This window comes from Kribbella sp. NPDC050241 (assembly GCF_044459685.1).
In the GTDB taxonomy this organism is placed as follows: domain Bacteria; phylum Actinomycetota; class Actinomycetes; order Propionibacteriales; family Kribbellaceae; genus Kribbella.
This window is the reverse complement of sequence record NZ_JBITJE010000015.1, coordinates 21,882-35,798: the sequence shown is the minus strand read 5'-3', so window position 1 is coordinate 35,798 and position 13,917 is coordinate 21,882. Positions and strand designations below refer to the sequence as shown.

12 protein-coding genes are annotated in these 13,917 nt (G+C 69.1%); 9 read left to right on the top strand and 3 right to left on the bottom strand.

Annotation, left to right across the window (positions count from 1 at the left end):
• Positions 1 to 163 precede the first annotated feature (163 nt).
• Positions 164 to 853: a DUF433 domain-containing protein gene (locus tag ACIBG5_RS39335; protein ID WP_396397016.1), complete on the top strand. Its 690-nt coding sequence runs from the start codon at positions 164 to 166 to the stop codon at positions 851 to 853.
• A 16-nt stretch (positions 854 to 869) separates the two neighbouring features.
• Here the strand turns inward: ACIBG5_RS39335 and paaK are convergent, their stop codons facing one another.
• From paaK to paaI, 3 genes are read right to left on the bottom strand one after another with little or no spacing between them, the layout of a single operon-like run.
• The gene (paaK, locus tag ACIBG5_RS39330) at positions 870 to 2,165 is read right to left on the bottom strand and encodes a phenylacetate--CoA ligase PaaK (RefSeq protein WP_396397015.1); all 1,296 of its coding nucleotides are present in this window, start codon (positions 2,163 to 2,165) and stop codon (positions 870 to 872) included.
• A 15-nt stretch (positions 2,166 to 2,180) separates the two neighbouring features.
• Positions 2,181 to 3,386, bottom strand: a complete 1,206-nt coding sequence (gene pcaF, locus ACIBG5_RS39325; RefSeq protein WP_396397013.1) for a 3-oxoadipyl-CoA thiolase — start codon at positions 3,384 to 3,386, stop codon at positions 2,181 to 2,183.
• A complete protein-coding gene (gene paaI / locus ACIBG5_RS39320) occupies positions 3,383 to 3,814 on the bottom strand; it encodes a hydroxyphenylacetyl-CoA thioesterase PaaI (protein WP_360455386.1) in 432 nt (143 codons plus the stop codon). Before paaI ends, pcaF begins: the two co-directional genes overlap by 4 nt.
• A gap of 73 nt (positions 3,815 to 3,887) precedes the next feature.
• Here paaI and paaN point away from each other — a divergent pair, with 73 nt between their 5' ends.
• The 8 genes from paaN (at position 3,888) to ACIBG5_RS39280 (ending at position 13,625) form a co-directional block, all read left to right on the top strand.
• Positions 3,888 to 5,567 carry a phenylacetic acid degradation protein PaaN gene (paaN, locus tag ACIBG5_RS39315; RefSeq protein WP_396397010.1) on the top strand — a complete coding sequence of 560 codons (1,680 nt, stop codon included), beginning with the start codon at positions 3,888 to 3,890 and terminating at the stop codon, positions 5,565 to 5,567.
• The gene (locus ACIBG5_RS39310; RefSeq protein WP_396397009.1) at positions 5,560 to 6,945 is read left to right on the top strand and encodes a serine hydrolase; all 1,386 of its coding nucleotides are present in this window, start codon (positions 5,560 to 5,562) and stop codon (positions 6,943 to 6,945) included. Before paaN ends, ACIBG5_RS39310 begins: the two co-directional genes overlap by 8 nt.
• A 13-nt stretch (positions 6,946 to 6,958) precedes the next feature.
• Entirely contained in the window at positions 6,959 to 7,486 is a 528-nt protein-coding gene (locus ACIBG5_RS39305) for a flavin reductase family protein (protein WP_396397008.1), read from the top strand.
• Between the two features lie 5 nt (positions 7,487 to 7,491).
• Positions 7,492 to 8,523 carry a zinc-dependent alcohol dehydrogenase family protein gene (locus tag ACIBG5_RS39300; protein ID WP_396397007.1) on the top strand — a complete coding sequence of 344 codons (1,032 nt, stop codon included), beginning with the start codon at positions 7,492 to 7,494 and terminating at the stop codon, positions 8,521 to 8,523.
• Positions 8,524 to 8,728: 205 nt separating this feature from the next.
• On the top strand, positions 8,729 to 10,006 hold the full coding sequence (locus tag ACIBG5_RS39295; protein WP_396397005.1) for an ABC transporter substrate-binding protein: 1,278 nt from the start codon (positions 8,729 to 8,731) through the stop codon (positions 10,004 to 10,006).
• Between the two features lie 43 nt (positions 10,007 to 10,049).
• Positions 10,050 to 10,949, top strand: a complete 900-nt coding sequence (locus ACIBG5_RS39290; protein WP_396397004.1) for a carbohydrate ABC transporter permease — start codon at positions 10,050 to 10,052, stop codon at positions 10,947 to 10,949.
• Between the two features lie 65 nt (positions 10,950 to 11,014).
• Positions 11,015 to 11,848: a carbohydrate ABC transporter permease gene (locus ACIBG5_RS39285; protein ID WP_396397175.1), complete on the top strand. Its 834-nt coding sequence runs from the start codon at positions 11,015 to 11,017 to the stop codon at positions 11,846 to 11,848.
• A 142-nt stretch (positions 11,849 to 11,990) separates the two neighbouring features.
• Positions 11,991 to 13,625 (top strand): hypothetical protein, encoded by a 1,635-nt coding sequence (locus ACIBG5_RS39280; protein ID WP_396397002.1) that lies wholly within the window; start codon positions 11,991 to 11,993, stop codon positions 13,623 to 13,625.
• The last annotated feature ends 292 nt before the right edge of the window (positions 13,626 to 13,917 follow it).

The following is a 13,917-nucleotide window of genomic DNA, read 5'->3' as shown; positions in this document are numbered from 1 at the left end:
AGCACGACGGTCGAACTCGACATCGCGCTCACCTCCTCTCCGCCGCCGGGGGATGCCGATCCCTCCGGCAGGCAGCACGATACACAGCCGGGATCCCGGCCGGAAACCCGGTTTCTGGCACTCTGGTGCTTGACGGCGCCCGCACCGCGCGAAGAGGTGAGACGTGGATCCACGGTTCGACCTGCCGCTGTACACACGTGCCGAGGTGGCGCTCCAACTCGGGTTGCCCGCGACGACGCTCGGGGACTGGCTGCGGTCGGGGGCGCTGGAGGCGGGCAGCGGTGGACGCGGGGAGCCGACGATCACCTTCGCAGGGCTGGTCGAGACACACATGCTGCGACAGCTCAGGTGCGCCGGGTTGTCGCTGCAGGCGATCGGTGAAGCGGCGATCGCGCTGCGGTCCCGCGCTGGGCGGCACTACCCGCTGGCGTGGTCCGGGCTGGCGCACGACGGCCGCGATCTGCTCGTCGAGATCGCCGCCGAGGGCCGCGAACAGGGCTGGGAACGCATCCGCGACAGCCAGGGCGGTCTGCCCGGCGTCCTACGCCGGGGATCGGCCGCGATCGGCTGGGCCGACGACGGATACGCCGGAACGCTGCGCCTCGTCATCTATCACGATGTGGATGTCGTCGTGGATCCTGAACGAGCCGGCGGCCAGCCCCTCGTCGAGGGCTCCGGGGTCCGCGTCGAGGACGTCATCGATCGGGTCCGCACCGGGGCGACGTACCGCGAGATCGCCGCCAAGTTCAACCTCGAGGAGCTCGAGGTCGAGGCCCTCGTCCGCCCCCACATCCGCCCACCCGCCTTCCGCAAGGCCGGCCACCCACGATCCCAGGCCGACGTACTCCTCTGACGGTCCTCAGGTACTCCTAGCGGTTGTCCTTGATCCGCTTGGCTTTGCCGAGGGAGCGTTCCAGGGCGTGAGGGGCGAGGACCTCGACGGTGGCGGTGACGCCTACCCGGTCTTTGATGCGGCGGGCGAGCTGAGCGCCGGCGGTGGTGGGGTCGGTGAGGCCGGGGGCTGCTTCGACCTGGACGGTGAGTTCGTCGAGGCGGCCGGGGCGGGTGAGGACGCAGAGGTAGTGCGGGGTCAGGCCCTCGACCAGCAGGATCTGTTCCTCGATCTGGGTGGGGAACACGTTGACGCCGCGGACGATCATCATGTCGTCGGTACGGCCGGTGATCTTCTCCATCCGCCGCATCCCCGGCCGTGCCGTCCCCGGGAGCAGCCGGGTCAGGTCCCGCGTGCGATAACGCAGTACCGGAAAGGCTTCCTTGGTCAGCGTGGTGAAGACCAGTTCGCCGATCTCGCCGTCCGGCAGTACCTCGCCGGTCACCGGGTCGATGATCTCCGGGTAGAAGTGGTCCTCCCAGATGTGCAGGCCGTCCTTGGTCTCGACACATTCCTGCGCGACACCCGGACCCATCACCTCGGACAGGCCGTAGATGTCGACCGCGTGCATCCCGGTCCGCTGCTCGACCTCGGTGCGCATCTGTTCGGTCCACGGTTCGGCGCCGAAGATGCCGATCCGCAGCGAGGTGTCGCGCGGATCCAGGCCACGCGCCTCGAGTTCGTCCACGATGGCGAGGAAGTACGACGGGGTGACCATGATGATCCGGGCACCGAAGTCACGGATCAGGTCGACCTGCCGTTCGGTCATTCCGCCGGACACCGGTACGACGGTGCACCCCAACCGCTCGGCACCGTAGTGGGCCCCGAGACCGCCGGTGAACAGACCGTAGCCGTAGGCAACATGGCACACATCGCCCGCACGCCCACCGGCCGCCCGGATCGACCGCGCCATCAGGTCCGCCCACGTATCCACATCCCGCCGCGTGTACCCGACCACGGTCGGCCGTCCCGTCGTACCCGACGAGGCATGCACCCGCACCACGTCGGACCGCGGTACGGCGAACATCCCGAACGGATAGTTGTCGCGCAGATCCGCCTTGGCCGTGAACGGCAACCGGCTCAGGTCCTCGAGCGATTTCAGATCGCCCGGCGCGAAGCCGACCGAGTCCAGCGCGGCCCGATAATGCGGGACGTTCTCGTACGTCGTCCTGATCGTTGTCTGCAGCAACGACAGCTGACGGGACCGGAGTTCGTCGACGGACAGCCGTTCGCCGTCGTCACGCAGGTCATCGGGACAGGGATCGCCGAGCATCACACCACCTACCGATCAGGGACGGGCGAGCAGGGTCGCGATGCCCTGACCCACTCCGATGCACATGGTTGCGAGCGCGTACCCGGCCTCGCGGTGGCGAAGCTCCAAGGCGGCGGTGAGAGCGAGGCGGGCGCCGGACATCCCCAGCGGGTGACCGAGGGCGATAGCGCCGCCGTTCGGGTTGACATGTTCCGCGTCGTCGGGGAGGCCGAGCTCACGCAGTACGGCCAACGACTGGGAGGCGAACGCCTCGTTCAGTTCGATCGCGCCGATGTCGGACAGCGCGACGCCGGTGCGGGCGAGCAGTTTGCGGGTGGCGGGCGCCGGGCCGATGCCCATGATCCGCGGCGGCACCCCGGCGGCCGCCGTACCGGCGATCCGGGCCAGAGGTGTCACGCCGAGCCGCGACACCGCCTCGCCGCTCATCATCAGCAACGCGGCCGCGCCGTCGTTCACTCCGGACGCGTTGCCGGCGGTGACCGTCCCCGGCGAGCGGAACGGAGTCTTCAACCCGGCCAGCGCCTCCAGGGAGGTCTCTCGCGGGTGCTCGTCGGTATCGACGACCGTCACCGCACCCCGCTTGCCGTGAACCTCGACCGGGACGATCTCCTCGGCCAGCCGCCCGTTCGCCTGGGCCTTCGCGGCCCGTTGCTGGCTGCGCAGCGCGAACAGATCCTGGTCCTCGCGAGAGACGTCGAACTCCGCGGCCACGTTCTCCGCGGTCTCGGGCATCGCGTCGATCCCGTACTGCGCCTGCAGTACCGGGTTCACGAACCGCCAGCCGATCGTGGTGTCGAAGATCTCCGCCTGCCGGGAGAACGCGGTCGTGGCCTTCGGCATCACGAACGGCGCCCGCGACATCGACTCGACCCCGCCGGCGATCACGATCTCGTTGTCGCCAGCAACGATCGACCGCGCGGCCGAGGCGACCGCGTCCAGACCGGAGCCGCACAGCCGGTTGATCGTCGACCCCGGAACCTCGACCGGCAGACCGGACAGCAGCACCGCCATCCGGGCCACGTTGCGGTTGTCCTCGCCGGCCTGGTTCGCGCAGCCGAGGATCACGTCGTCGATCAGCGATGGATCGAGCGAGCTGTGCCGGGCCAGCAACGCGGACACCGCACGCGCGGCCAGATCGTCCGGCCGGACAGTCGCGAGCGCACCGCCGTACCGTCCGATCGGCGTACGCACGCCGTCGACCAGGAACGCCGCACGGGTCATGACTCCTCCTCCGGGGCCAGGATCGTGCCGGACAACTGCCGGCTGCGGCCGCGGAACTCGGCGATCACCTCGTCGCCGCGCCGGACCGTCACGTCGTAGATCGCGTTCCGGCCGAAGGCGGTTCGCTCGTGGGCCTCGGCGACCAGCAGGTCCCCGCGCCGGGCCGGGGCGACGAAGACGATGTCGCAGGCCTGCGCCACGGTCACCTGGTTGCGCGAGTTGCAGGCGAACGCGAACGCGGAGTCGGCCAGGCTGAACACGAATCCACCATGCGCGATCCCGTGCCCGTTGACCATGTCCTCCCGCACCGGCATCTCGAGCCGGGCCGTGCCCTCGCCGACGTCGACCAGCCGCATGCCGAGGCCGGCGCTGGCGGTGTCCTCCGCCCACATCGCCGCGGCCACTCGGGCCGCCAGCTCGTCACCCATGGATTCGCCCCATCGAGAACTACTGTTGTGACAACCTATCTCTGATTGTGCCGTTGACTGTAACATCGCAGCCATGACCACCATCGGTACCGATCGGCTCGCCACCCACCGCGAACGCTTGGACGCCGCCATCGCGGCCATCCGCGGCCGCGGCTATCACTCCGCGTTCCCGGAGTCTCCCAGTCCCCGGGTGTACGGCGAGACGGCGGCTGCCGACGGCAAGGCCGCCTTCGAGGCCCATCTGAGTACGACGTACGCCCTGGACACCCCAGGGTCGCGGGGCACGGTCATCACCGAGCAGTCGCCGTTCGGGATCACCATGGACGTCGCCTACCCGCGGACGGTCGAGGATGGGCTGGACGAGCTGATGGCGGCGGCTCAGCAGGGCATCTCCGACTGGCGCAAGGCCGGGATCGACGCCCGGACCGGGGTCACGCTGGAGATCCTCACCCGGCTGCACCAGCGGGTGTTCGAGCTGGCCAACGCGGTCCAGCACTCCAGCGGGCAGGCGTTCGTGATGGCGTTCCAGGCCGGCGGCGCGCATGCGCTGGACCGGGCGCTGGAGGCGGTCGCGTACGCCTACGAGGAGATGAATCGGTACCCGGCCGAGGCCACCTGGGAGAAGCCGGCCAAGGGCAATCCGATCCGGATGGAGAAGACGTTCACCGTCACCGGCCGCGGTGTCGCGCTGGTGATCGGCTGCAACACGTTCCCGACCTGGAACTCGTGGCCCGGCTTGTTCGCGTCGCTGGTCACCGGCAACGCCGTCGTGGTGAAGCCGCACCCGCTCGCGGTCCTGCCGCTCGCGATCACCGTCGAGGTCTGCCGCGAGGTGCTCGCCGAGGCCGGCTTCGACCCGAACCTGGTCACCCTGGCCGTGGAGCGCGCCGGTGACGGCCTGGCCAAGCCGCTGGCCCAGCGGCCCGAGGTCAAGCTGATCGACTTCACCGGCGGCACGGAGTTCGGTGAGTGGCTGGAGCAGAACGCGACCCAGGCGACCGTCTTCACCGAGAAGGCCGGCGTCAACGCGGTCGTCATCGACTCCACCGACGCGTTCAAGGCGCTCTGCGGGAACCTCGCTTTCACGCTGTCGCTGTACTCGGGCCAGATGTGCACCACCACCCAGAACATCTTCGTCCCGGCCGGTGGGATCGAGACCGACGAGGGGCACAAGTCCTTCGACGAGGTCGGTGCGGGCATCGCCGGCGCGATGGGCAAGCTGCTCGGTGACGACGCCCGCGCGGTGGAGATCCTCGGCGGGATCGTGAACCAGGCCGTGATCAGCCGGCTCGAGCTCGCCCCGGAGTACGGCGAGGTCGTGCTGGAGTCCCGTGCGATCCAGCACCCGTCCTTCCCGGACGCGGTGGTGCGTACGCCGCTGCTGGTCGCGATCGACGCCAAGGACGACGAGGTGTACGGGCACGAGTGCTTCGGGCCGGTGTCGTTCCTGGTGCGGACCGCGGACACCGAGGAGTCGATCGACCTGTTCCGGTCGACCGTCACCGAGGGCGGCGCGATGACCGCCGGGATCTACTCGACCGACGCCGGCGTCCTCGAGCAGGCCCGCGACGCCGCGCTCGACGCCGGGGTCGCGCTGTCGGAGAACCTGACCGGCCAGGTGTTCGTCAATCAATCGGCTGCTTTCAGCGATTTCCACGGCACCGGCGCGAATCCGGCCGCCAACGCGACCTACACCGACGGCGCCTACGTTGCGAGTCGCTTCCGCGTGATTCAATCTAGGCGTCATGTCTGACGCTTCGGATTCCGAGAACCTGCGCGAAGTACTCGCCTACTACGACACCTGGCTCGCGTTCAACCAACGCTTCCTCCGGGTGCCCGGGGTCCAGGCCGCGGTGTACGCCGGGAACGGCATCGCCTTCTCGGCGGCGTACGGGATGGCGGACGTGGAGGACGACGTACCGCTGACCGAACAGCACCTGTTCCGGATCGCGTCGCACTCGAAGACGTTCACCGCGACGGCCGTGTTCCAGCTGGTCGAGCAGGGGCGGCTGCGGCTGGACGACAAGGTGTCCCAGTACGTCACCGAGCTCGTCGGCGCGCCGCTGGGTGAGCGGACCGTCCGCGAGATGCTCGCGCACGCCGGCGGGATCACCCGAGACAGCGACGAAGCCGATTGGTGGCAGCTGGACACGACCTTTCCGGACCGCGACCAGCTGCTGGCGGTCCTGCGGCAGGAGTCCACGGCCGTGCTGCGGGAGAACGAGCGCTTCATGTACACCAACCTCGGCTACGGCCTGCTCGGTCTGGTCGTCGAGGCCGCGGCGGGTACGTCGTACACCTCGTATGTCCGGACCGCGATCGTGGACAAGCTCGGCCTGTCCGCGCTCGGTCCGGAGCTGGATCCGGCCCGGTTGACGGAGTACGCCGCGGGCTACAGCGCACTGTCGTACGCGCCGGAGCGGGTCCCGATCGAGCACGTCGACACCCGCGCGCTGGCCGCGGCGGCCGGTTTCTTCGGCAACGCCCGCGATCTGGTGACCTACTTCTCCGCGCACCTGCCCGGTGACGACCGGCTGCTGACGGACAAGTCGAAGCGCGAGATGCAGCACCCGCTGTGGCAGACGACGCGGGACGACTGGCCGCGCTACGGGCTGGGTCTGGACATCGCGAAGACCGGCGACCGGCAGCTGTTCGGGCACGGTGGCGGCTACCCGGGGCACATCACCCGGTCCATGGTCGACGGGTCCGCCGGGATCGCGGTCTCCGTACTGACGAACTCGATCGACGGTCCCGCCGGGCAATTGGCCGAGGGATTCTTCCGCCTGCTCGATCTGGCCGAGTCGAAGGATCGTCCGGCCGACCCGGCCGATCTGGCCCGCTTCACCGGTCGGTACGCCAACGTGTGGGGCGTCAGCGACATCGTCCTGCTCGGCGGCCGGCTCTATGCCCTCGATCCGGCCCAGGGCAATCCGGCGGACAGGCCGATCGTGCTGGAGGCCGACGGCGACACGCTGCTCGTGACCGACGACTCCGGCGCCGGCACCTACCGGCAGCGGTACAGATTCACCTTCGACGCGGACGGACGGCCCGACACGATCCGCGGCGCCCACGGCCTGCTCATCCAGCCCATCGACCGCTTCACCCTGCCGTCCCGCGTGACCGCGCCGTAAGTACCGTGCGGGTATGACGATCCACGGCGATCACCCGTTCTTGCCGCCTGAGTCCGAGCGCAGTCCGGTCCGCCGGCTGCGCGGGCGGCTGCCGTCGCCGGTCGGGCTGTGGACCAGCGCGTACGACGGGAAACGCGCGGGGCTCACGGTGTCGTCCATGCTGGTCGCCGACGGTGATCCGGGCTACGTGATCGGGTTGATCGACGCCGAGTCGGATCTCTGGGAAACGTTGCGTCAGGCAAGGACCGCAGTGGTCGCTCTTCTCGGCGCACCGCACCAGCAGCTCGCCGACGCGTTCGGCTATGTCGCGCCGGCCCCCGGCGGTCCGTTCCGGATGATCGACTGGACGGACACCGCCTGGGGCCCGGCTCCGGTCGGTGTCTCCACCTGGGCCGGCTGCACCCTGGTCACGCCCGACCCGCCCGAGGTCGGCTGGGCGCTCCAGGTCCAGCTGGAGATCGCCCACGTGGAACTGGCCGCCGACGAGATCCCACCCTTGGTCCACCGCCGCGGCCGGTACAGCACACCAGGTTTAGGCTGAGCGGTATGCGTGCCACGATGCTTCATGCCCCGTTCGACATCAGGCTGGAAGAGGTCCCGGATCCGAAGATCGACGGGCCGGGCGATGCTCTGGTGAAAATTGTTGCCTCGTGCATCTGTGGGTCCGACCTCTGGCCGTACCGCGGGGAGAGCCCGGTGCCGGCGCCGCGGCGGATCGGGCACGAGTTCGTCGGGATCGTCGAGGAGGTCGGCGCCGAGGTGCGCACGGTCAAGCCCGGCGACTTCGTGATCACGCCGTTCGTGGTGAGCGACGGCACCTGCCCGAACTGCCAGGCCGGGTACCAGACCGCCTGCCAGAACCGGGTCGGCTACGGCACCGACCAGGCCGACGGCGGCCAGGGTGAGTACGTCAAGCTCCCGTACGCCGACGGCACGCTGGTGGCAACCCCCGAGCCGCCGGACGACTCAATGGTCCCGTCGCTGCTCGCGCTGTCCGACGTGATGGGCACGGGCTGGCACGCCGCCCGCGCTGCGCGCGTGAAGGCCGGCGACACGGTCGTCGTGGTCGGTGACGGCGCCGTCGGACTGTGCGGCGTACTCGCGGCCAAGCGGATGGGGGCCGAGCGTGTGGTGGCCTTGTCACGGCACGAGCCGCGTCAGAAGCTTGCCGTGGAATTCGGTGCCACGGACATCATTTCCGAACGCGGGGACGCGGCGCGGGACGCCGTACTCGAACTGACCAACGGGGTGGGTGCGGACGCGGTGCTGGAGTGTGTCGGGACCGGGCAGGCGATGACGACCGCGTTCGACGTCGCGCGGGCCGGGGCGATGGTCGGGTTCGTCGGGGTGCCGCACGGTATGGAGGCGCCGATCGGCCTGATGTTCCGGCGCAACATCGGCCTGGCCGGCGGAGCCTCGCCGGTGCGGGCGTACCTGCCGGATCTGCTGGCCGACGTACTGGCGGGCGAGATCGACCCGGGCAAGGTCTTCGACCTCGAGCTGCCGCTGGCGGAAGTGGCCGAGGGCTACAAAGCCATGCACGAGCGGCGGGCGATCAAGGTTCTGCTGCGTCCGTAGGAAAGTTTCGCGCAACGCGACTGTTCATGGTGCCTGATCGGGCACCGGATGTGCGCGCTCTCACACTCGTGCGGCGCGCGGGGTCACGGCTGCGCAACGCGCCTGCGCGGAGCGTTGACACTCGGCAGGCCGCGTGCCCAGAGTTGGGCCGTCAAGGGGGCATCGTTGTCACAGGCGGCTCCACCCAAGTGATCGGAGAGTGAACATGCGTGGTCTGAGCAAGACCCTCGCGGTGCTGAGTGCGGCGGGTCTTCTCGCGGTCAGCGCCTGCGGGAACAGCGACGACGGTGGCGGCGGGGGAGACTCGGCGGCCAGCAAGGACGTGACCGTCTTCACCTGGTGGGCAGATGGCGGAGAGAAGGCCGGCCTGGACGGCATGGTCTCGGTGTTCAACACCGACTGCAAGGACTTCAAGTTCGTCAACTCGGCGGTCGCCGGCGGCGCCGGGTCGAACGCCAAGCAGGTGCTGGCCAACGACCTGCAGGCGGGCAAGCCGCCGTCGACGTTCCAGGCGCACGCCGGTGCGGAGTTGAAGGACTACATCAACGCCGGGCAGGTCGACGACGTCAGCCAGTTGTACAAGGACTACGGGCTGGACAAGGCCTTCCCGCAGAACCTGATCGACAACCTGACCGTCGACGGCAAGATCTACTCGATTCCGGCCAACGTCCACCGCGCCAACGTGGTCTGGGCCAACCCGGCGGTGCTGAAGAAGGCCAGCATCGATGGTGCCACCGCGCCGGCCAGCGTGGACGCGTGGATCGCGGACATGGACAAGCTGAAGGCCGCGGGTGTCAAGGCGCCGCTGGCGATCTCCAAGGGCTTCGCGCAGGAGATGCTGGTCGAGGCCGTGCTGCTGGCGGACCTCGGAGCGGACAAGTTCAAGGGTCTGTGGGACGGCAAGACCGACTGGGCCGGTGCGGACGTGACCGCGGCACTGGACAAGTACAAGAAGCTGCTGACCTACACCAACGCGGACCGCGAGGCGATCGACTGGCCGGACGCGCTGGGGTACGTGAACAAGGGCCAGGCCGGCTACACGCTGATGGGTGACTGGGTCGCCGCGCAGCAGCTGGCCGACAAGGTTCCGGACTCGGCGTACACCTACTGGCCGGCTCCGGGGACCGCGGGCACCTTCCAGTTCCTGGCGGACTCGTTCACGCTGCCGACCAACGGTGCGGACCCCGACGGCGCGAAGTGCTGGCTGAAGACCGTCGGTTCGGCCGAGGGCCAGAAGGCGTTCAACACCAAGAAGGGCTCGATCCCGGCCCGCTCGGACGCAACGCCGGCGGACTACCCGAAGTACCAGCAGACGGCGATGGCGGACTGGAAGAAGGACACGATCGTCCCGTCCTGCGCCCACGGTGCAGCCTGCACGCTGGGTCAGAACAACGACATCCTGTCCGCACTCAGCCAGTTCAGCGGCAGTCCGGACGTCGCCAAGCTGCAGTCCGCCATCGGCGCCGCGATGAAGACGAACTGATGCGGATCGAGTTGCGGACCGGTCGCGGGCCGGAGGACTGAGCATGCACGGAAGAATCCGCACCTGGGGTCCTGGCGCCCTGGTGCTCTTGCCGACCGTGCTGCTGCTCGGGTACTTCGTCTACGGGCTGATCGCCTGGACATTCAACACCTCGCTGACCGACCGGCACACGGCCCGCAAGGGCCCGGTCAACTATGTCGGGTTCGAGAACTACACGAACCTGTTCAGCGAGGACCGGTTCCTCAACTCACTGAAGAACCTCGGCGTGCTCACGGTGGCGTTCATCGTGGGCACGCTGATCTTCGGCGTGCTCTGGGCGCTCCTGCTGGAGAAGGGCGTCCCCGGCGAGTCGGTCTTCCGGTCCATCTACCTGTTCCCGATGGCGATCTCGATGATCGCCTCGGGCGTCGTCTGGGGCTGGTTGCTGAACCCGTCCCAGGGTGACGACGCACGCGGGCTGAACCGGCTGTTCTCGATTCTCCATCTGAACTTCCTGGAGAATCCGTGGTGGACCGCGGGTAGCCGGTGGACCACGATGATGGCCATCGCCCTGCCCGCGGTGTGGCAGCTGTCCGGGTACATCATGGCCCTGTTCCTGGCCGGCTTCCGGGGGATCCCGCCGGAGCTGCGCGAGGCGGCCCGGGTCGACGGCGCGTCGGAGTTCAAGCTGTACCGGCACGTGCTGTTCCCGCAGCTGTCGCCGATCGCCCTGTCGGCGCTGATCATCCTCGGCCACATGTCGCTGAAGCTGTTCGACCTGATCTACGCGATCACCGGGCCGAACCAGTTCCGCACCGAGGTGCCCTCGATCTACATGTGGAACACCTTGTTGCGCAGTGACCAGGCCAAGGCGGCCGCGATCGCGATCGTGATGCTCGCGGTGGTCGCCGTACTCGTCATCCCGTACGTCGCGTACACCGTCCGGCAGGAGAGTGAGGAATGACCGCCGTAGAGGCCGCGACCGGCCAGGCCGCCGCGGCGATCAGCCGGAAGCCGCAGAAACACGGGATGATCTCGGACGGATCGACCCGGCGCAGCCGGACCGTTCGGTACCTCCTGCTGCTGCTCTTCCTGCTGTTCGTGCTGACCCCGGTGTACGTCGTGGTGATCGGCAGCTTCAAGACGTCCGCCGACACCACCGCCGCTGCGCAGTGGTCGTTGCCGACGACCTGGACGCTGGAGCCGTGGCGCAAGGCCTGGGACGTGCTGCAGCCGTACATGATCCGATCGCTGTCACTGGCGATCCCGGCCGCGATCATCTCCTCGATGATCGGGTCCGTGAACGGGTTCGTGCTGGCGCGCTGGCGGTTCCCGGGGGCGAACATCGTGTTCGCGTTCATCCTGTTCGGGATGTTCATCCCCTACCAGGCGATCATGCTGCCGCTGCGGACGACGTTCACCGAACTGGACGTCACCCGGGGCGTGCCGACGCTGATCATCGCGCACTGCATCTACGGCATCCCGATCTGCACGCTGATCTTCCGGAACTACTACGCCACGATCGTGCCGAACGAGATCATCGAGTCGGCCCGGGTGGACGGTGCCGGGCTGATCCAGACCTACCTCCGGATCATCCTGCCGATCTCGATCTCCGGGTTCGTGGTGACGCTGATCTGGCAGTTCACCTCGGTCTGGAACGACTTCCTGTTCGCCCTGTTCCTGACCCAGCAGAACAACGGACCGGTGACTCTGGGCCTGGCGGCGCTGGCCGGCGGGCAGAAGGTCGACTACGCCGCCAGCATGGCGGGCGCGCTGATCACCTCGCTCCCGACCCTGCTGGTCTACATCCTGCTGGGCCGCTGGTTCATCGGCGGCCTGATGGCGGGTGCCCTGAAGGGCTGACCGGCGGTACGACGTACGACGCGGCCCGTGCTACTCCAAGCACGAGCCGCAGTCGTTTCCGTGACGGCGTGTCGAGCGTGTTGTCCACAGGACGCGCGCAGTGGCCTGCGGCGGACTGGGACCGGACGGTAATGTCGCGGACGTGACCAAGTCACCGCGAGGCCGGGACGGACGGCGCAGCCACCTGCGGCTGGTCGATTCGGCGCCGGGCCCGACCCACGGACCCACGGCTGGTGTCGACGTCGACACCACGCCGAGTGTCGCCGTGCTGGAAACCCTGCTGGAAACGCTCTCCCTCGACCTGGCCGCCGCGCCGCCGGCCCTGCACCCGGTGATCGCCGAGGCCTCCGTCGCGCGGTCCGCGGCGATGCTCGCCGACCAGCTCTGGCCGGCCGGCAGGCCGGACGAGATCGGCGAGGTGGAGCGGTTCTTCTGGGCCGATGCCGCGCGGGTGCTCGGTGAGCGCCGCGACCTCGAATCCTTTGTCCTGCTGACGAGTCTGGCCCGCACCGTCGGCCCGGCCGGCCGGTTGCCGCTGCAGCGGGCACACCTGTCCCGGCTGCGCACCGAGGCCGAGGTTCCGGAGTGGGTGACCCGGATCGCCGGGTTCCGGCTGACCAGCGCGATCGTGTCCGAGGACATCAGCGGCGACGGGCTGAGCGTCGTACTGGACTACGACGACGACCACCATCCGCACACCGTGGTGGTGTTCATCGACAACAACATCGGCGCGATCGTGAAGGACGTGTTCGTCGGGCCGCCCGTGGACCGGGTGCTGGAGGCGTACCAGCGCGGTGGCCGGGTGACGATCCGGTCGGTCCGCCCGCCGACCGCGGCCGGGATCATCCTGCAGGCGCTGGGCGAGACCAACGACTACGACGATCCGCCGGTCAGCGAGGACTTCGAGTTCTTCTCGGCCCTGCTGGTGAACCGGCTGACCCAGTTGCCGGAGCGCCCGATCCGGCCGCCGGTCCGCCCACTGCTGTCACCGAGGCAGCGGGATCAGTTGGTCGACGACTTCCTCGAGTCGCCGTACGGCGCCGGCCTGCCCGGGGACGCGGCGGACATCGTGCGGCTGTGGATCGACCATGCGGTGGACCACACCGTCGGCGGTCCGCTGCGGGTGAGCGCCGTACTGGTCGAGCTCTTCCTGGCGCACTGGCTGCCCCGCAAGGTGCTTGCCGACAGCACCTACTTCGAGGCCGTGCCGGTGGTGGTCAAGGCCTGGCTGGCGTTCGCGGGGGACCGGACCCAGTTGGCGCTGGACGCCATCGACGAGGCGGTCGACGCGGTGGACGTGTGGACGCCTGCGCTGGAGGCCGCGGCGATGGTCGACCCAGTCGGTTCGAAACCGGGCGAGCGGGTCTTCCTCGACGACACCACCAATGACCTGGAGGACGCGTACCGGGCCTTGTCGGGTCTGGGGTCACCGCCACAGCCGGATCTGCACGGCCTGGACAAGTCCCAGGCCGCCACCCTGTCCGTCCTCGCCCCACACGCCTGGCTGATGGCCGGCGAGACGCTCGGCAACGCGTACGCTCCCGACGCCTTCGACATCGCCGAGCGTCTGGTCCGTGAGGCTCCCGACCTGCTAGCCAAGGCCCGCCTGTCCACCTGGCCGCGCGCCATCGTCTGGCTCCTGGCCCACCGCCACCGCCTCGTCGGCCCCGGCGAACCCCTCACCCCCTACGCCCTCGCCGCCGACCTCTCCTCGTCCCCCGCCACCCTCCGCAAAACCGCCAAACTCCTCACCGACACCCTGGTCCTACCCCGCTGACCCACCCCACCGCACCACCCGCCTCGGCAACCCCGCCTGCAACCGCCCACAGCCTCCGCCGCGCGCCGCAACCGCCCGCCCCGGACACCCGCCGCCCGCACACCCCTCGCCCCCGCCCGGCACCTCCCTGCATTTCAGGGGATACCCGGTTCTGCTGTCTGATGTGGGTCGTCGGTCTCGGCTGGAGTGGCAGCGTGCAGATGGACAGGTAGTGTCGGGCCGGCAGGTAGTGCAGCTGAGCGCTGGTGCGTTTCTGTGTACGGTGTCTCGCCGGTGCACTACCCGTCGATCC